Source organism: Falsirhodobacter algicola (assembly GCF_018279165.1).
Classification (GTDB): Bacteria; Pseudomonadota; Alphaproteobacteria; order Rhodobacterales; family Rhodobacteraceae; genus Falsirhodobacter; species Falsirhodobacter algicola.
Map to the genome: position 1 here is coordinate 1,859,864 of NZ_CP047289.1, position 17,813 is coordinate 1,877,676.

The 17,813-nt window shown below is 63.3% G+C and carries 21 protein-coding genes; 11 read left to right on the forward strand and 10 right to left on the reverse strand.

What is annotated here, in order from left to right:
- Window positions 1-8: 8 nt before the first annotated feature.
- Complete coding sequence (locus GR316_RS09240; RefSeq protein WP_211783642.1) at window positions 9-998, reverse strand: SDR family NAD(P)-dependent oxidoreductase; 990 nt, start codon at window positions 996-998, stop codon at window positions 9-11.
- Between the two features lie 119 nt (window positions 999-1,117).
- On the opposite strand from GR316_RS09240, the gene hslV reads away from it, so the two are divergent.
- Window positions 1,118-1,678, forward strand: coding sequence for an ATP-dependent protease subunit HslV (gene hslV / locus GR316_RS09245; protein ID WP_211783643.1), 561 nt, complete (start codon window positions 1,118-1,120; stop codon window positions 1,676-1,678).
- A gap of 4 nt (window positions 1,679-1,682) precedes the next feature.
- Here hslV and GR316_RS09250 read toward each other — a convergent pair whose 3' ends face one another.
- Window positions 1,683-2,165 carry a pyridoxamine 5'-phosphate oxidase family protein gene (locus GR316_RS09250; RefSeq protein WP_211783644.1) on the reverse strand — a complete coding sequence of 161 codons (483 nt, stop codon included), beginning with the start codon at window positions 2,163-2,165 and terminating at the stop codon, window positions 1,683-1,685.
- A gap of 77 nt (window positions 2,166-2,242) precedes the next feature.
- Here GR316_RS09250 and hslU point away from each other — a divergent pair, with 77 nt between their 5' ends.
- The gene (gene hslU / locus GR316_RS09255; protein WP_211783645.1) at window positions 2,243-3,541 is read left to right on the forward strand and encodes an ATP-dependent protease ATPase subunit HslU; all 1,299 of its coding nucleotides are present in this window, start codon (window positions 2,243-2,245) and stop codon (window positions 3,539-3,541) included.
- 27 nt (window positions 3,542-3,568) lie between these two features.
- Here hslU and GR316_RS09260 read toward each other — a convergent pair whose 3' ends face one another.
- On the reverse strand, window positions 3,569-4,156 hold the full coding sequence (locus GR316_RS09260) for a Smr/MutS family protein (RefSeq protein WP_211783646.1): 588 nt from the start codon (window positions 4,154-4,156) through the stop codon (window positions 3,569-3,571).
- Between the two features lie 64 nt (window positions 4,157-4,220).
- The gene (locus tag GR316_RS09265) at window positions 4,221-4,883 is read right to left on the reverse strand and encodes a Tim44/TimA family putative adaptor protein (RefSeq protein WP_211783647.1); all 663 of its coding nucleotides are present in this window, start codon (window positions 4,881-4,883) and stop codon (window positions 4,221-4,223) included.
- A 101-nt stretch (window positions 4,884-4,984) separates the two neighbouring features.
- Between GR316_RS09265 and GR316_RS09270 the strand changes: the two genes are divergently transcribed.
- Both GR316_RS09270 and secB read left to right on the forward strand, forming a co-directional pair.
- Window positions 4,985-5,428, forward strand: a complete 444-nt coding sequence (locus tag GR316_RS09270) for an FxsA family protein (protein WP_211783648.1) — start codon at window positions 4,985-4,987, stop codon at window positions 5,426-5,428.
- A gap of 40 nt (window positions 5,429-5,468) precedes the next feature.
- Window positions 5,469-5,975 carry a protein-export chaperone SecB gene (secB, locus tag GR316_RS09275; RefSeq protein ID WP_211783649.1) on the forward strand — a complete coding sequence of 169 codons (507 nt, stop codon included), beginning with the start codon at window positions 5,469-5,471 and terminating at the stop codon, window positions 5,973-5,975.
- Here the strand turns inward: secB and dnaQ are convergent.
- Genes dnaQ through GR316_RS09295 form a run of 4 tightly spaced genes read right to left on the reverse strand, consistent with a single transcriptional unit; the run spans window position 5,972 to window position 8,594 of the window.
- Window positions 5,972-6,658 carry a DNA polymerase III subunit epsilon gene (gene dnaQ / locus GR316_RS09280; RefSeq protein ID WP_211783650.1) on the reverse strand — a complete coding sequence of 229 codons (687 nt, stop codon included), beginning with the start codon at window positions 6,656-6,658 and terminating at the stop codon, window positions 5,972-5,974. The two genes, secB and dnaQ, sit on opposite strands and share 4 nt — an antisense overlap.
- The gene (gene coaE, locus GR316_RS09285) at window positions 6,651-7,223 is read right to left on the reverse strand and encodes a dephospho-CoA kinase (protein WP_211783651.1); all 573 of its coding nucleotides are present in this window, start codon (window positions 7,221-7,223) and stop codon (window positions 6,651-6,653) included. The genes dnaQ and coaE overlap by 8 nt, the downstream gene beginning before the upstream one ends.
- Window positions 7,220-8,050 (reverse strand): shikimate dehydrogenase, encoded by an 831-nt coding sequence (locus GR316_RS09290; protein ID WP_211783652.1) that lies wholly within the window; start codon window positions 8,048-8,050, stop codon window positions 7,220-7,222. Before GR316_RS09290 ends, coaE begins: the two co-directional genes overlap by 4 nt.
- Window positions 8,043-8,594: a Maf family protein gene (locus GR316_RS09295; protein WP_249218755.1), complete on the reverse strand. Its 552-nt coding sequence runs from the start codon at window positions 8,592-8,594 to the stop codon at window positions 8,043-8,045. Before GR316_RS09295 ends, GR316_RS09290 begins: the two co-directional genes overlap by 8 nt.
- Before the next feature lie 458 nt (window positions 8,595-9,052).
- Between GR316_RS09295 and hemJ the strand changes: the two genes are divergently transcribed.
- The 7 genes from hemJ to GR316_RS09330 all read left to right on the forward strand — a co-directional run bounded on the left by hemJ (window position 9,053) and on the right by GR316_RS09330 (window position 16,334).
- Window positions 9,053-9,490 (forward strand): protoporphyrinogen oxidase HemJ, encoded by a 438-nt coding sequence (gene hemJ, locus GR316_RS09300; RefSeq protein WP_211783654.1) that lies wholly within the window; start codon window positions 9,053-9,055, stop codon window positions 9,488-9,490.
- A gap of 124 nt (window positions 9,491-9,614) precedes the next feature.
- On the forward strand, window positions 9,615-10,901 hold the full coding sequence (gene rho / locus GR316_RS09305) for a transcription termination factor Rho (protein ID WP_211783655.1): 1,287 nt from the start codon (window positions 9,615-9,617) through the stop codon (window positions 10,899-10,901).
- A 20-nt stretch (window positions 10,902-10,921) separates the two neighbouring features.
- Window positions 10,922-12,187, forward strand: a complete 1,266-nt coding sequence (gene mnmE, locus GR316_RS09310) for a tRNA uridine-5-carboxymethylaminomethyl(34) synthesis GTPase MnmE (RefSeq protein WP_211783656.1) — start codon at window positions 10,922-10,924, stop codon at window positions 12,185-12,187.
- Window positions 12,188-12,198: 11 nt separating this feature from the next.
- Entirely contained in the window at window positions 12,199-14,058 is a 1,860-nt protein-coding gene (gene mnmG, locus GR316_RS09315; RefSeq protein WP_211783657.1) for a tRNA uridine-5-carboxymethylaminomethyl(34) synthesis enzyme MnmG, read from the forward strand.
- Window positions 14,059-14,081: 23 nt separating this feature from the next.
- Complete coding sequence (gene rsmG, locus GR316_RS09320) at window positions 14,082-14,654, forward strand: 16S rRNA (guanine(527)-N(7))-methyltransferase RsmG (RefSeq protein ID WP_249218756.1); 573 nt, start codon at window positions 14,082-14,084, stop codon at window positions 14,652-14,654.
- Window positions 14,644-15,438: a ParA family protein gene (locus GR316_RS09325; RefSeq protein ID WP_211783659.1), complete on the forward strand. Its 795-nt coding sequence runs from the start codon at window positions 14,644-14,646 to the stop codon at window positions 15,436-15,438. The genes rsmG and GR316_RS09325 overlap by 11 nt, the downstream gene beginning before the upstream one ends.
- On the forward strand, window positions 15,435-16,334 hold the full coding sequence (locus GR316_RS09330; protein WP_390625159.1) for a ParB/RepB/Spo0J family partition protein: 900 nt from the start codon (window positions 15,435-15,437) through the stop codon (window positions 16,332-16,334). Before GR316_RS09325 ends, GR316_RS09330 begins: the two co-directional genes overlap by 4 nt.
- Here the strand turns inward: GR316_RS09330 and GR316_RS09335 are convergent.
- Window positions 16,312-16,662 carry a YbaN family protein gene (locus tag GR316_RS09335; RefSeq protein WP_211783660.1) on the reverse strand — a complete coding sequence of 117 codons (351 nt, stop codon included), beginning with the start codon at window positions 16,660-16,662 and terminating at the stop codon, window positions 16,312-16,314. The genes GR316_RS09330 and GR316_RS09335 overlap by 23 nt on opposite strands.
- Window positions 16,662-17,813: a radical SAM family heme chaperone HemW gene (gene hemW, locus GR316_RS09340; protein ID WP_211783661.1), complete on the reverse strand. Its 1,152-nt coding sequence runs from the start codon at window positions 17,811-17,813 to the stop codon at window positions 16,662-16,664. Before hemW ends, GR316_RS09335 begins: the two co-directional genes overlap by 1 nt.

Here is a 17,813-nt window from a genome sequence, read left to right on the forward strand (position 1 = left end):
CGCCCTTTTCACATCTCGGCCCGGTACCACGCGACGAACCGCGCCACGCCTTCGGCCAGCGGCGTCTGCGGCAGCGGGCCGATCAGACGCTCCAACAAGGCGGTATCGGCCCATGTCGCGGGCACGTCGCCGGGCTGCATCGGCAGCATGTTGCGCTGCGCCGGGCGGCCCACCGCCGCCTCCACCGCATCCACGAAATCCAAGAGCCGCGACGGGGCACCGTTGCCGATATTGACGACGCGGAACGGCGCGACGGGCGACAGGCTGTCGCCCTCCACCGGGGCATCGCGGCGCGGCGGCGTGTCCATCAGGCGGCGCAGCCCTTCCACCAGATCGTCGATATAGGTGAAATCCCGGCTCATATCGCCGTTGTTGTAGATGTCGATGGGCCGGTCCTTCAGGATGGCATCGGTGAACTTGAACAGCGCCATGTCCGGCCGCCCCCACGGGCCATAGACGGTGAAGAACCGGAACATCGTGACCGGGATGTCGTAGAGATGCGCATAGGAATGGGCCATCGCCTCCGTCGCCTTCTTGGTGGCGGCGTAGAAGCTCATCTGATGGTCGGCCTTGTCGGTTTCGGCATAGGGCATCTTCACATTCGCGCCATAGGCCGAAGATGTGGAGGCGATCATCAGATGCGCGGTACCGGCGGCGCGCGCGGCCTCCAGCACCTCGAAGGTGCCGATCAGGTTCGCCTCCACATAGGAGCGGGGCGCGTCGATCGAATAGCGCACACCCGCCTGCGCCGCGAGGTGGACGATGACATCGGCCTCGGCGGCAAGGCGCTTCATGAGGCCCGGCTCTTCGATGCGAGCCTCATGGGCGGTGAAGGCCGCATGTTCGGCCAGAAGGGCGTGGCGGCGGCGCTTCAGGCCGGTGTCGTAGTAATCGGTGATGGCATCGATGCCGATGACTTCGGCCCCTTCGTCCAGCAGGCGCCGGGCCAGATGGAAGCCGATGAAGCCGGCCGTGCCGGTGATCAGGATCTTGCGCAATTCCGTTCTCCGCCAACGCCGCCCATGGATGCTAGCAGGCGGACCCCCTCCACTCAACCCGGGGGTTGAGGCGCGGGGAACGCGCCGCCATATACAAGCGCAGGACGGAAGGAGATTTCATGGCGCAGACGGATTTTCCCGGCTGGCACGGCACGACCATCATCGGCGTGCGGCGCGGGGACGAGGTGGTGATCGCCGGTGACGGACAGGTCAGCTTGGGGCAGACGGTCATCAAGGGCACGGCGCGCAAGGTGCGCCGCCTGTCGCCCGGTGGCCGCGACGTGGTGGCGGGCTTTGCCGGGTCCACGGCGGATGCCTTTACGCTTCTGGAGCGGCTGGAGACGAAGCTGGAGAGCTTTCCCGGCCAACTGGCCCGCGCCAGCGTGGAACTGGCCAAGGACTGGCGCACAGACAAGTATCTTCAGAAACTCGAAGCGATGCTGATCGTGACCGATGGGACCGATCTTCTGGTCATCACCGGCGCCGGCGATGTGCTGGAGCCGGAGCATGACGTGGCCGCGATCGGTTCGGGCGGCAATTTCGCCCTAGCGGCGGCGCGGGGGCTGATGGAGACCGAGCTTCCGGCCGAAGACATCGCCCGCCGCGCCATGGCGATCGCCGCGGACATCTGCGTCTACACCAACGGCAAGCTGACGGTGGAACGCATTGCCCGCGGCTGAGGCCTCAGAGATCGACGCTGGCCTTCTTGCCCTGCGCATCGGCCTTGGGATCGGCAAGGCCGAGCGCCGTCTTGACCCCAGCCACGACCGAGGAGCTGTCTTCCCAGATCTCGGCGTGGTTCGGCTCGAAGCGGATGACCGCGATCTTGGGATCGTCCTTGCCGTCGTACCATGCGGCGACATGGCTGTTCCACAGCCGGTCGATCAGGGCGCGATCCTCGGTCACCGTGACGGTGCCGTGGATGCAGGCCCAGAGGTCGTGGCCCTTGGAGACGTAATGGGCGAAGGCGGCGCTGCCGATCCGCGCCCGTTCCACCATGTCATTGTCCTTGGTGGTGAAGACATAGAACGGGCCGTCCCGGCCTTCGGTGATGATCGTCATCGGGCGGGCATGTCCGTGCTCCCGCTCCGAAAGGCCAAGGAAGACGGTGGCGTGATCGTCCAGCGACTTCCAGAGTTTCGTTTCGAGTTCTGCCGGTGTCGGCATGACACATCCTCCATATCTTTTCCCGACAACGAAGGGCGCGCGCCCATTGTTCCGCGCGCAGCCTGAAGGAGACGCGAATGACTGACCTGACCCCGCGCGAGATCGTAAGCGAACTCGACCGCTTCATCATCGGGCAGGCGGGTGCCAAGCGCGCCGTCGCCGTGGCGCTGCGCAACCGCTGGCGGCGCAAGCAGCTGGGCGATGACCTGCGCGACGAGGTGTATCCCAAGAACATCCTGATGATCGGCCCGACCGGCGTCGGCAAGACCGAGATCAGCCGCCGGCTAGCCCGTCTGGCCCGTGCGCCCTTCCTCAAGATCGAGGCGACGAAGTTCACCGAGGTCGGCTATGTCGGCCGCGATGTGGAAAGCATCATCCGCGATCTGGTGGATGCCGCGATGATCGAAACGCGCGAATGGATGCGCGAGGATGTGAAGGCCCGCGCCGCCAAGGCCGCCGAGGATCGCGTGATCGAAGCCATCGCCGGCACCGACGCGCGCGAGCAGACGCGCGAGATGTTCCGCCAGAAGCTGAAGGCGGGCGAGCTCGACGGCAAGGTGATCGAACTGGAGGTGCGCGACACCTCCAACCCGCTTGGCAATATGGAAATCCCAGGCCAGCAGCCGGGAATGATGAACATCGGTGACATCTTCGGCAAAGCCTTCGGCGGGCGCACCACGCGCAAGAAGGTGACGGTCGCCGATAGCCACGAGCTTCTGATGAACGAAGAGGCCGACAAGCTTCTGGACGACGAGGCGGTGAAGGCCGCTGCGCTGGAGGCCGTGCAGCAGAACGGCATCGTCTTCATCGACGAGATCGACAAGGTCTGTGCCCGCACCGATGCCCGCTCGGGCGATGTCTCGCGCGAGGGGGTTCAGCGCGATCTGCTGCCGCTGATCGAAGGGACGACCGTGTCGACCAAGCACGGGCCGGTGAAGACGGACCACATCCTCTTCATCGCGTCGGGCGCGTTCCATGTGGCCAAACCCTCGGACCTGCTGCCCGAACTTCAAGGGCGTCTGCCGATCCGGGTGGAGCTTCAGGCCCTGACGGAGGATGATTTCATCCGCATCCTGACCGACACCGACAACGCCCTGACGCGCCAGTACACGGCGCTGATGGCGACCGAGGGGCTCGAGGTCAGCTTCAGCCCCGATGGGATCGCGGCGCTGGCGCGGATCGCGGCCGAGGTGAACGGCTCGGTCGAGAATATCGGCGCGCGGCGGCTCTATACCGTGATCGAGCGGGTGTTCGAGGAGCTGTCCTTCACCGCCCCCGACAAGGGCGGCGAGCGCGTGGTGGTCGATGCCGCCTATGTGGAGGCCAATCTCGGCACGCTGGCGCGCAGCACGGATGTCTCGCGCTATATGCTGTGACGGATGGAGGGCGCTGCGGCGCCCTCCTCAACCTCGGCGCAGATAGACGTAATAGGCGCCCATGCCGCCATGCTTCAGATGCGCTTCGGCCACCTGCTGCACCAGCGGGCCCAGCGGCGGCAGGCGCAGCCATTGGGGCACCTGATGGCGCAGGACGCCCGTGCGCGTCGGGATGGGGCCGCCTTCGTCGCGCACCTTGCCCTTGCCGGTGATGACCAACACCAGACGCATCCCCTGCCGATGGGCATCGAGGATGAAATGCATCAGTTCGGGATGCGCCTCGGCCAAGGTCATGCCGTGAAGGTCGATCCGGGCCTGCGGGGCGATGCGGCCGCGCGACATGCGGGCGAATTGCTTGGCGTCCATCTTCAGGGGATGGGCGGCGATCTGTTCGCGCAGGGTCGGGGCCAGATCATGCGGACGCGTGGAGGTCTGCGTGCCCAGCCGCAACGGCGGCAGAGGCTTGGGCTCGGCGCGCGGCGGCGAGGAGGCGGGCGCGGCCGGTTCGGGGGGAACCGGGGCCGGCGCGGGGCGGGCATGCAGCGGCTGGGCGGTCCGGGCGACGGCCTGCCACAGCTCTTCTTCGTCGGGGCGCAGGGTACGGCGGCGGCGCATCAGCCCCTCCGCCATGGCAAAACCGCCGGGACTGCCCCGGCGGCCGATATGACGGAGGCCTGGATCACTCGTCCGTCGCGACGAGGCGCCAGTTCGGATCCTGCGCGCCCATGGCCCGCTGGAAGGTCCACAGATCGCGCTGACGGATCAGCTCGGTCTCGCTGCCCTCCACGATCTCGCCTTCGGTGTTGCGCACGACGACCGTCTTTTCCGCAAGGAAGCGCACGGTGATCTCGGCGATCTGGCTGGTGGCGGAGAAGGTCGCTTCGTTCACCGCAAGCTCGCGGATGCCGATGATGTTCGACGTGACGGTCAGGCCCTGCGCCGTGCGGGCGGCCAGCGCCTCGGAAAAGGCGTCGAACACTTCGGGCGCGATGAAATCGCGCACGCTGTCCAGATCGCCGCGGTCGAAGGCCTGCAGGATCATCTCATAGGCGCCGCGGGCGCCCGACAGGAATTCGGCCACCGAGAAGGACGGCTCCACCCGCTTCATGGATGCCAGCGCGGCGGCGCTGTCGGAGCCCTCGGGCACATGTTCGGCGATGTCATGATCCGGCCCGCCTTCGATCACCTCGAAGCGGTTGGTGGCCGGGGTCTGTGCCGTTCCCGGCTGCACGGGCGGCTTTTCATATCCCGTGCGCGTGCCAAGGACGGACCGCAGCTTCAGGATCAGGAAGACTGCGATGGCCGCAAGGACAAGAAGCTGGATCACGGTCGAAGAGCTCATAGTTTACCTCGGTCAGGGGTTTGGGATCGACCCCGCATATCCTATGTAGGGACGGCGCGCGGCCGAGTCCACAGCCGCGACCCAGCCGAAAGGAGCCTTGCATGTGGCCTTTTGCCCTGTTGATCGGCCTGCCCCTGATCGAGATCAGCCTGTTCGTGACCATCGGTGCCGCGATCGGCCTTGGTGCCACCCTTCTGATCATCCTCGGAACGGCGGCGGGCGGGATGGCGCTGATCCGTGCGCAGGGGGGGCCATCCTCCATGCGGGATTTCCAGCGCAACGCCGATCCCCTGTCGCCCTTGGCGCATAAGGCCATGCTGGTCGCGGCCGGGATCATGTTGATCCTGCCGGGCTTTCTGACCGACACGCTGGGCCTTTTGCTGATGCTGCCGCCGGTGCGCGGGCTGGTGATGCGGCGGATCGCCGCAAAGGTGCGCGTGGTGCGTCCGCAGCCGCCGCGCGATGCGACGATCGACGGCGAGTTCATCGACCTCGATGCGGAAAAGGCCACGCATCGGCCGCCTTCGGCGTGGACCCGGCACTGAAGGACCGGTTAAGGTGCGCGCGGACAACAGGGAGTTTTCCATGACCGAGACGAACGGCAACGCGCAACCCGCCCAGCCGCAGGTGAAGATGCAGGCGCTGGCGCAGTATGTGCGCGACCTCTCCTTCGAGAACATGGTGGCACAGAAGGGAATCGGCGGCGCCGATGTGCAGCCCGACATTCAGGTGCAGGTCAGCCTTGATGCCCGCAAGCGGCAGGCGCCGAACCATTACGAGGTCATCACGAAGTTCAAGGTGACGTCCAAGAACAAGACCGGCGGCGAAACGCTGTTCCTGCTGGAACTCGATTACGGCGGGTTGTTCCAGATCGAGGGCGTGAACGAGGAGCAGCTTCACCCGTTCCTCCTGATCGAATGCCCGCGCCTTCTGTTCCCGTTCATCCGCCGCATCATCTCGGATGTGACGCGCGATGGCGGCTTCCCGCCCCTGAACGTGGACAATGTCGATTTCCTCGCCCTCTACCGGGCCGAGTTGCAGCGCCGCGCGGCCGCGCAGCAGAACGCGCCCTCGACGGACGCGGTGTCCTAACCGCGTTTCAGCCAGATGGCTCCGTCGCCCAGCTTTGCGATGAACGCAGCATGGGCGGCGGCCTCCGCCTCGGTGATCCGGGGCGCAAGGGGGGCCGGGCGCGGCTGCGGACGCCAATCGCTGACGGCGCCATCCCGCCGGGCGGGGCCGGTCGTCAGGACAAGGTCGGGCTGACGCCCGCCGATCAATTCCAGATACACCTCGGCGAGGATTTCGCTGTCCAGAAGCGCGCCGTGCTTGGTACGGGCCGAGTTGTCGATCCCGAACCGGCGGCACAGCGCATCGAGCGACGCCGGAGAGCCCGGAAACCGCCGCCGCGCGATGGCCAACGTGTCGATCGCCTGCGCATTGGGAAGCTGCGGCAGACCCATGCGCGACAATTCATGGTTCAGGAACTTCATATCGAAGCTGGCATTGTGGATGACCAGCTTCGCATCCCCCACGAAATCGAGGAAGTCCTGCCCGATCCGGGCAAAGACCGGCTTGTCGCGCAGAAACTCCTCCGACAGGCCGTGCACGTCGAAGGCCTCGGTCGGGACATCCCGTTCGGGGTTGATGTACTGATGATAGGTGCGGCCCGTGGGCATGTGGTTCAGCAGCTCCACGCCGCCGATTTCCACGATGCGGTCGCCCGTGAACGGGTCTAGGCCGGTGGTTTCGGTATCGAGGACGATCTCACGCATGGGATGTCAGATAGCGGATCAGGGCCTCGACCTGCAAGCGGGTCGCCTCCCGCTCCAACGTTTCGATGATGTGATCGGCGCGGGCGCGCTTGTCGGCATCCGGGAGCTGGCGGGACAGAAGCGTTGCGAACATCGCCTCGGTCATGCCGGGACGGGCAAGGACACGGGCGCGCTGGAGCGCCGGGGGCGCAGTGACGAGCAGGACCGCATCCATGCCCGCATCGGCCCCCGTTTCATACAGCAGCGGCACATCGAAAACCGCCAGATCGGCCTTGGGGCGAAAGGCGGCACGGTCGGCGGCGACCAGCGGATGCACGATCCCTTCCAGCCGCGTCAGTGCCGTGGGATCGGCGGCGATGGCAGCCTTCAGGGCGGCGCGGTCCACCCCATCCGTCACCGCATCGGGGAATGCCGCGCGCAGCGGCCCCACCGCAGCCCCGCCGGGCGCATACAGGCGGTGAACGGCGGCATCCGCATCCCAGACCGGCACGCCCGCCGCCGCGAACATCGCCGCCGTGGTGGATTTCCCCATACCGATGGAGCCGGTGAGCCCAAGGCGGATCATCCGAGAACGAAATCCCGCGTCGCGGCATCGACCTCGGGGGCATGGCCGAACCACCGCTCAAAGCCGGGCGCGGCCTGATGCAGCAGCATTCCAAGGCCGTCCACCGTGGTGCAGCCCATCTGCCGCGCCTCGGCCAGAAGCGCGGTTTCCAGCGGGGTATAGACGATATCCGTCACCGTGGCCTTCGGCGACAGCGCATCGAGCGGCACACGGAAGGCCGATTTTCCGGTCATGCCAAGCGAGGAGGTGTTCACCACCGTCATCGCATCCTCCAGCATGTTGGCGGCCTGTATCCAGTCATGGACGATCACGCGGGGGCCGAAATCGGCACGCAGCCCTTCGGCCCGGGCGCGGGTACGGTTGGCGATGCGGATCTCGGGAACGCCGGCCTCGATCAGCGCGGCGATCACCGCGCGGGCCGCACCTCCGGCTCCGATCAGCGCGGCGGGGCCAGCCTTGGCATCCCAGTCCGGCGCGCCATGGCGCAGGTTCGCCAGAAAACCGGTGCCGTCGGTGTTGTCGGCATAGATCCGGCCATCGGGCAGGAAGGTCACGGTGTTGGCCGCCCCGATCAGGGCCGCACGGTCGGTGACGACATCGGCAATGCCGAGAATCGCCTCCTTATGCGGGATCGTGACGTTCACCCCGACGAAACCGGCCTTGGGCAGGGTGCGGATGACCTCTTCCAGATCCAGCCCCCCGACATCCATCGGGATGTAATGGCCCCGCAGGCCATAGCGCGACAGCCAATAGCCGTGAAGCCGCGGCGAAAGGCTGTGCGCGATGGGGTGCCCGATGACCCCTGCGAGCGGAATGGATTCAGCCATCCAAAAATCCCCGATTCGTCATCCAATTCAGCAGCGGCAGCAGCGGCAGGCCCATGATGGTGAACCAATCGCCGCGAATCTCGGTGAAGAGACGCACGCCCTCCTCCTCCAGCTTGTAGCCGCCGACCGTATCTAGAAGGCCGGCGCCGTTCCGGGCCAGATATCCGTCCAGCCACGCATCCGAAAACGGGCGCATCACCATCCGGGCGGTGGCGACATGACGCCAGACGGGCCGGGCATCCTCATAGACCACCACGGCCGAGACGAGATCGTGCGCGCGCCCCCGAAGGCGGCAGAGCTGATCGCGGGCGGCGGCGGAATCTTCGGGCTTGCCCAGAACCTGCCCGTCCATGACAAGGACCTGGTCACTCCCGATCACCAGTGATTCCGGATGACGCTCGGCGATTTTGCGCGCTTTCATCTCGGCCAGCGTGTCGGCGATGTCGCGTGGCTTGGCCTGCTCATGCTCCAGCGAGGCGCGGATCGCGGCCTCGTCGATCCGGGCGGGAATCGCTTCGGCATCCAGCCCTGATTTTGCCATCATCTGGCGACGGGCTTCCGAAGATGTGGCGAGAATAAGGCGTTTCATCTTTGGGCGAATCTGTGGAGGAATCGGGGTCGAATCGGGCGCATGGCTAAGTGGGAAATTTTCCCGGCTGGTCAGGGTTGGGACGACTCATGCAGAAAGTCAAGATTCGGCCCGAGGTTATCCACCTGTGGACGTCCGTTACCCCCGCCTGTGGACATCTGGAAAAGCCCTGAGTCGCCACCACCCTTCCCACAGAATTATCCACAGCTTTCGGACCTGCGAGATATTCCTTATTTGCATGGCTTAAAATGGAAAAATGGTACAATCTGCCGGGATCCGTCCCACATGAACATCCACAGGCGAAAGGGGGGCGGAAAAGCCTGTGCAAGGGCGCAGGGATTCACTTATCCACCCCCCTTACATCATCTTCTACTTTCTTCTTATAAATCCTTTTTAAGAGAGAAGGAGCGCACATGTCCGACCTGTTGATCGGGGCCTATCCGTGGATCAAGGCGTTTCACATCATCGCGGTCATCGCGTGGATGGCGGGCTTGTTCTATCTTCCCCGCCTGTTCGTCTATCACGCCGAACACGACGTTCCGGAGGCGCTGTTCCGGACGATGGAACGCCGCCTACTGAAGGCGATCATCAATCCGGCGATGATCGCGACGTGGATTTTGGGCCTGTGCCTCGTGGCGACGCCCGGTGTCGTGGATTGGGGGCAGGTGTGGCCGTGGACGAAGGCCGCGGGCGTTCTGGCGATGACGGGCTTCCACGGCTGGCTGTCCGCACGGCGCAAGGATTTCGAACGGGGGGAGAACCGTCTCTCCGGGCGGACCTACCGCATCATGAACGAGGTGCCGACGCTGCTCGTCGTGCTGATCGTGCTGTCGGTCATCGTCCGGTTCTAGTTGACTCATGCGGGCCGGACGCTTATCTGCGCCATCAGCAGGGCCGTCCGGTCCACCGCATTCTCCGTTCTGACGTGACCGCTGCGTGCCCCTCGGGGCGTCGCGCCCCAAGCAAGTTTCCCGCATGACCGATTCGACCGACACTATCGAGCGCCTGAACCTGTCCGACCTGAAGGCCAAGACGCCCGCCGACCTTCTGGCCATGGCCGAAGAGTGGGAGATCGAGAACGCGCCGTCCATGCGCAAGGGCGAGATGATGTTCCAGCTCCTGAAGGAGCATGCCGAAGAAGGCTGGGAAATCGGCGGCGACGGCGTTCTGGAAGTGCTGCAGGACGGTTTCGGCTTCCTGCGCTCGCCCGAGGCGAATTATCTGTCGGGGCCGGACGACATCTACGTCACGCCCGACATGATCCGCCAATATTCGCTGCGCACGGGCGATTCCATCGAGGGCGTGATCAAGGCCCCGAGCGAGAATGAACGTTATTTCTGCCTGAAGCGGGTGGAGAAGATCAATTTCGACACGCCGGAGAATGCCCGCCACAAGGTGCATTTCGACAACCTGACGCCGCTCTACCCCGATGAGCGGCTGAAGATGGAAGTCGAGGATCCGACCATCAAGGATCGTTCGGCCCGCATCATCGACCTCGTCTCGCCGATCGGGAAGGGGCAGCGGGCCTTGATCGTAGCGCCGCCGCGGACGGGTAAGACCGTGCTGCTGCAGAACATCGCGCATTCGATCGAGACGAATCATCCCGAATGCTACCTGATCGTGCTGCTGATCGACGAACGTCCCGAAGAGGTGACGGACATGCAGCGTTCGGTCAAAGGTGAGGTGGTGTCCTCCACCTTCGACGAGCCGGCGACCCGTCACGTGGCCGTGGCCGAGATGGTGATCGAGAAGGCCAAGCGCCTCGTGGAACATAAGCGCGACGTGGTGATCCTGCTCGACAGCATCACGCGTCTGGGGCGTGCGTTCAACACGGTCGTGCCGTCCTCGGGCAAGGTTCTGACGGGCGGCGTCGATGCGAACGCCCTTCAGCGGCCCAAACGCTTCTTCGGCGCGGCGCGGAACATCGAGGAAGGCGGATCGCTGACCATCATTGCGACGGCGCTGATCGATACCGGCAGCCGTATGGACGAAGTGATCTTCGAAGAGTTCAAGGGCACCGGCAACTCCGAGATCGTGCTGGACCGCAAGGTCGCTGACAAGCGCGTCTTCCCGGCGATGGACATCCTCAAATCCGGGACGCGGAAAGAGGATCTGCTGGTCGACAAATCCGATCTGCAGAAGACCTACGTTCTGCGTCGGATCCTGAACCCGATGGGCACGACGGACGCGATCGAGTTCCTGATTTCGAAGCTGAAGCAGACGAAATCGAACTCCGAGTTCTTCGACTCGATGAATTCTTAACGAATACAGAGGCTTGCCGCATGGATACGATCTACGCCCTTGCCAGCGCCCGCGGTAGGGCGGGGGTCGCCGTGCTGCGCATCTCGGGCCCCGAGGCGCATCGGGCCGTCGAATCCCTTGGCGTGCGGCTTCCACCGCTGCGCCAGGCCGCGCTTCGGCAATTGCGTGACGGCGATCTGTTCCTTGACGAGGCGCTTGTGCTGCTGTTCGGGAAAGGGCAGAGTTTCACGGGTGAGGACGTTGCGGAGCTGCACCTGCATGGCAGTGTCGCGACCGTGTCCGCGGTGCTGTCGGCTTTGTCGACACGTCCGGGCTTGCGCATGGCCGAAGCGGGCGAGTTTACGCGCCGCGCACTGGAGAATGGCTGTCTCGATCTGACGCAGGTCGAGGGGCTGGCCGATCTGATCGATGCCGAAACCGAAGCGCAAAGGCGCCAAGCCTTGCGCGTGTTGTCGGGCGCGATCGGGGCGAAGGTCGAGGTTTGGCGCGAGAAGATCCTGCGCTGCGCTGCGTTGATCGAAGCGACGATCGATTTCGCGGATGAGGATGTACCGGTGGACGTGACACCGGAGGTATCTGAGCTTTTGGCAGAGGTTTTGGCGGATTTGCGTACGGAACTGGCCGGGGCGCGGGCGGCAGAGCGTATTCGCGACGGTTTTGAAGTGGCCATCCTCGGCGCGCCGAATGCCGGAAAATCGACGCTTCTCAACGCGATAGCCGGGCGCGATGCGGCCATTACCTCCGAGATTGCGGGCACGACACGCGATGTGATCGAGGTGCGGCTTGATCTGGGCGGCTTGCCAGTGACGTTGCTTGATACGGCCGGTTTGCGTGAAACCGACGATCATGTGGAGCGGATTGGGATTGCCCGCGGAATCGATCGGGCCAAAGCATGCGACATGCGGATCTTCCTTGATGACGGAACGCCGTTTCTACTGGAACCGCGGGCAGGGGATATCGTGATCGGCGCAAAGGCGGATCTAACCGGGACGGGTGTTTCGGGAAAATCCGGCCTTGGTGTGACGGATCTGCTGGATCGGCTGACCTCTGCGTTGCTTACTATGTCCAGCGATGCCGCGACTGTGACCCGGGAGCGGCATCGCCAAGCAATCGCGAGCGCTGCGGAGGCTTTAGAATCAGCGGCGGATGCGCTATCTTCTGGTGAGAGTGAGTTCGCCGCTGAATACTTCCGTGTCGCAATCCGGGACCTTGGTATCCTCGTGGGTCGCATCGATGTGGAAGATATCCTTGGCGAAATTTTTCAGAGTTTCTGCATCGGTAAATAGGAGTGTTTCACGTGAAACATTTTGATGTGATCGTTATCGGAGGCGGCCACGCGGGTGCAGAAGCTGCTGCTGCGGCGGCGCGCGTAGGGTCCAATGTCGCGCTGGTTACGTTCAGCGCGGACAACATTGGCGTCATGTCCTGCAACCCGGCAATTGGCGGGCTTGGGAAAGGGCACCTTGTTCGCGAAGTGGACGCCTTGGATGGCGTCATGGGACGTGCCGCGGATGCAGGCGCAATTCAATATCGACTGTTGAACCGCAGGAAAGGTTCGGCTGTTCAAGGCCCTCGCGTACAAGCGGATCGCAAGCTCTACAAAGCGGCTGTGCAGTCGGCTTTGAGAATGTACTCAAACCTAGCTGTCATTTCAGACGAGGTGGTTCATCTTCATTTGAAATCAGAGCGTATCGCCGGCGTCGAACTGAAGAACGCGGGCCGCTTGTCCTGTCATTCGGTGGTTCTTACGGCGGGGACATTCCTGAATGGCGTAATCCATGTCGGATCGGAAAAACGGTCCGGCGGCAGGGTAGGGGATCAACCGTCACAGATGCTTGCAAGCCGGCTCGCGGAGATGGACCTACCGCGTGGTCGTCTCAAGACGGGCACTCCTCCGCGTTTGGACGGACGTACGATCGACTGGGAATGTCTCGAAAGTCAACCGGGCGACGATGAACCGGTTATGCTGTCGTTCATGAACGATCGGCCTCAAGTGCGCCAGATCGCCTGCGGCATTACGCATACGAACGAACAGACTCACGAGATCATCCGTCAAAATCTGGATAAATCCGCGATGTATGGTGGGTTCATCGAAGGGGTAGGGCCGCGTTATTGCCCCTCGATCGAAGACAAGATCGTCAGGTTTGCCGAGAAAACCTCCCATCAGATCTTCCTCGAGCCTGAGGGCTTGGAGGATCACACTGTCTATCCGAACGGGATCTCGACATCTTTGCCCGCAGAGGTGCAGATCGCTTACGTCCGCTCGATCGCAGGCTTGGAGAATGTTGAAATCCTCCAGCCCGGATATGCCATTGAGTATGATTACTTCGATCCTCGAAGTCTGAGCACCTCGCTGGAAGTGAAGTCGGTTTCTGGCCTTTACTTTGCTGGGCAAATTAACGGTACGACAGGATATGAAGAAGCTGCGGCGCAGGGCTTGGTTGCGGGTCTGAATGCTGGCCGCGCAGCGCAGGGCTTGGACAGCGTACATTTCAGCCGAACCGACAGCTATATCGGCGTGATGCTCGATGATCTTACGCGGCGAGGGGTAACCGAACCGTATCGTATGTTCACGTCCCGTGCGGAATTCCGTTTGTCGCTGCGTGCGGATAATGCAGACCAGCGTCTGACACCGCTCGGCATTGAGGTCGGGGTTGTTGGTAACTACCGTGCAGAGGTGTTTACGGAAAAGAAACGGCTGATGGACATGGGTAAGGACGCCCTCTCCAATACACTCTATACCCCGAGCCAATTGCAGGAGCGGGGTGTTCCAGTCAGTTTGGATGGGCAAAAGCGCGATGGGTACTCTGCCATCGGTCTGGACGAGGCGGGTGTCGATGTCTTCAACGATGTACCGGCATTTGCGGAGTTGCCTGTCGATCTGCGTCAGCAAATCAAAATCGATGCACAGTACGCACGATACGCGAACCGTCAGAAGTCGGAAGCGCAAAGTCTAGTTCGGGACGAGGCGGTTTTGATCCCCGCCGATTTCGATTACACGGCCCTGTCTGGGCTTTCGAATGAGTTGAAATCGAAGCTGATCAACCGCCGTCCGTCCAATATCCGCCAAGCTAACGACGTAGAAGGTATGACCCCTGCCGCACTGACGCTTATTCTGGCGAACATCCGACGCATGTCGAACCTTAAAGTTAGCTGATAATGAATGTTTCACGTGAAACAATGGATCGCCTCGAAGCGTATCGGGATCTTGTCCTCAAGTGGAATAAATCGATCAACTTGATCGGGCGAGGCACGGAAGCCGATATCTGGGAACGACATATCCAGGATTCATTGCAGCTTCTCGATGATGCACCAAGTGGTGAACACTGGGCCGACTTGGGAAGTGGCGGGGGGTTTCCTGGCCTTGTCGTCGCCATTGCTACAGCAGATCTGCCAGAGGCGCCGCGGATCACACTCGTAGAATCCGATGCGCGAAAATGCGTTTTCCTGCGCGAGGTGGCTCGTCAGCTTGATTTGAATGTGATTGTGCAGACCTCGCGGATCGAAACTCTTGCGCCACAAAACGCCGATATCGTATCCGCTCGCGCCTTGGCAGGTCTCGATCAGCTTATGGGCTATGCTCATCGCCATCTGAAACCCGGGGGGGGGTGCAACTTCCTGAAGGGGGCAGGGTGGGAACAGGAGGTTCGGGATGCCCGTACTCATTGGGCATTTGACTGTCAGCATGTGCCAAGCCATACACGTTCCGACGCCGTTATTTTGAAGATCAGAGGCCTTTCCCGTGTCGAATGAAGAAAAGAGGACGCGGATCATCGCGATCGCCAACCAGAAGGGTGGCGTCGGGAAGACCACGACCGCGATCAACCTCGCTGCTGCGCTCAGCGAGATGGGGCATAAGGTACTTCTGATCGACCTCGACCCGCAGGGCAATGCCTCGACCGGGCTTGGTGTATCGGTCGATGATCGCAAGATGACGAGCTATGATCTGTTGCTCGATCAGGTTCCGCTGAAGGATGTCGCGATCCAAAGTTCGGTATCCGGACTCTTGGTGTGCCCGGCGAATGCGGATCTCTCCTCGGCGGATATCGAGCTTATCAACAACGAACGGCGCAGTTTCCTCTTGAAGGACGCGCTGACCTCGACCGAGGATTACGACTACATCCTCATCGATTGCCCGCCGTCGCTCAGCCTTCTGACCATCAATGCGCTGATCGCTGCAGATTCGGTTCTCGTACCGCTCCAAAGCGAGTTCTTCGCGCTGGAAGGGCTGTCCCAGCTTATGCTGACGGTGCGGCAGGTGCGGCAATCCGCCAATCCGGCCTTGCGGATCGAGGGCGTCGTGTTGACGATGTACGACAAACGGAACAACCTGTCGCAACTCGTCGAAAACGACGCGCGGCAGACGTTGGGGGAGCTTGTCTTCGGAACGATCATTCCGCGGAATGTTCGGGTCAGCGAGGCACCGTCTTTCTCCATGCCTGTTCTGTCCTATGACAGCACGTCGCGGGGGAGCGAATCCTATCGTGCCTTGGCGCGGGAAATGACGAGCCGACACAAGGTCATGGAGAAGGCATGATGGAGCGTAAGGCAGAACGTCGCGGGTTGGGGCGCGGGCTTTCGGCGCTGATGGCGGATATCAATGTCTCGGCCCCGGCCGAGGTATCGCCGCGCCGCGCCGATATGACGCTGCCGATCGAAAAGATCGCGCCGAACCCGAACCAGCCGCGTCGCGCCTTTAATCAGGAAGCGTTGCAAGATCTCGCATCCTCCATCCGGCAGAAGGGGGTGATCCAGCCCCTGATCGTTCGCCCGGTGGACGGGGAGGATCGCTACGAGATCGTCGCAGGGGAACGCCGCTGGCGCGCCTCGCAGCTGGCGCAGCTGCATGAATTGCCGGTCATCGTTCGAGATTTCGACGATACCGAAGTCCTCGAAGTGGCGATCATCGAGAACATCCAGCGGTCCGACCTGAATCCCATCGAGGAAGCCATGGGTTTCCGCCAGTTGATGGATCGGTTCGGCCATACGCAGGATAAGCTGGCGGAAGCGCTTTCCAAAAGCCGGTCCCATATTGCTAACCTGCTGAGATTGCTCAATCTTCCGGATGATGTGCAGGCATTGTTGCGGGATGGGAAGCTGTCGGCCGGCCACGCACGGGCGCTGATCACCAGCGGGGATGCGTCGGGGCTTGCCCGCCAGGTCGTCGAGAAGGGCCTGTCGGTCCGCGAGACAGAACGTCTGGTCAAGGGAACGACCGAGCGGAGCCAGAAGCCCCGCGCGCCAAAGCCGGGCGACAAGGATGCCGACACCCGCGCACTGGAGGCCGATCTGACCGCGAATCTCGGGATGGAGGTTCAGATTGACCATCTTGCCGGTGGGGAAAGCGGTGTCCTGTCGATCCGCTATCGCTCGCTGGATGATCTGGACAACCTGTGCCGCGCGCTTTCGGCTATTCGGGCCGGGTCCAAATGATCAGGCAGATCGCGACAGCGATCACCGCCTGAAGCACCAGCAGCCCGGTCGGCACCGCAAGCATCACCGACAGGATCGGCAGTGCGGCGGTCATCACCGTGATCTTCCATTTCGTGCCGCGCCCGATCGCGCGCCGCTCGCGCCAGTCATGGATGGGCGGGCCGAGCCGTGGATGCTGCAGCAGCCAGTCATGCCAGCGCGGCGCACCTCGGGCAAAGCAGAACGCTGCGAGCAGCAGGAACGGAACCGTCGGCAACAGGGGCAGGGGGATACCCAGAAGCCCCAGAACCAGCGCCACAGCGCCGCCAAGAGCCCACAGGGGCCGCATCAGGCCGCGAGGGCGGCGATGACGGCATTCAGGACCACACGGCCCTGAGCGGTCGTGCGCAGGCGTCCTGCGCCTATCTCCACCATGCCCAGATCCAGCATGTCGCGCAGGCCGCGCTCGCTCAGCGGTTGCTGGGTCAGGGCGTTCAGCCGCGCAAGCTCCACCCCCTCGCGCAGGCGCAGGCCCATCATCAGATACTCATCGGCCTGTTCGGTGGGGGACAGCCGCTCGCGCGGGGATTCGCCACACCCGGATTCGGCGGCGGCCAGCCATGCACCGGGGGCTTTCGGGGCCTCGGTCGCCCAACGGGCCCCGTCCAGCGTCAGCCGCCCATGTGCGCCGGGGCCGATCCCCGCATAATCGCCGCCCTGCCAATAGATGCGGTTGTGCCGGCTTTCCGCGCCGTCGCGGGCGTGGTTCGACACTTCATAGGCGGACATCCCATGCGCATCGCACAGATCCTGTGTCAGGGCGTACATGTCCGCCCCCAGATCGTCCGCGGGCAAGCCCTTCAGCCCGCCGCGCGCGAAACGATCGCCAAAGGCGGTGCCGTCCTCGATCGTCAGTTGGTACATCGACAGATGATCCACGGCCATCGACAGCGCCTCGCGCAGCTCGGCCTCCCATGCCGCAAGGGTCTGATCCTGGCGGGCATAGATTAGATCGAAGCTGACACGGTCGAACACGCTGCGGGCGATGTCGAAGGCCGCCCGCGCCTCTGCCACGCTGTGCAGCCGCCCAAGGCGGCGCAGATCGGCATCGTTCAGCGCCTGCACCCCCATGGAGATGCGGTTCACCCCGCCTTCGGCATAGGCGCGGAAGCGCCCCGCCTCGACCGAGCCGGGATTGGCCTCCAGCGTAATCTCGATGTCATTGGCGGTGGGCCATGTGGCGCGCACACGGTCGAGGATGCCGTGCACCACCTCCGGCTCCATCAGCGACGGGGTGCCGCCGCCGAAGAAGACGCTGTTGAGCACGCGCCCCTGCGTCTGCGCGCCGATACGGTCGATTTCCGACAGATAGGCCGCCAGCCAACGCTTCTGATCGATGCGCGTCGCGACATGGCTGTTGAAATCGCAATAGGGGCATTTCGACTGGCAGAACGGCCAGTGCAGGTACAGCCCGAACCCGCCGTTCCGCCAGTCTTCCAT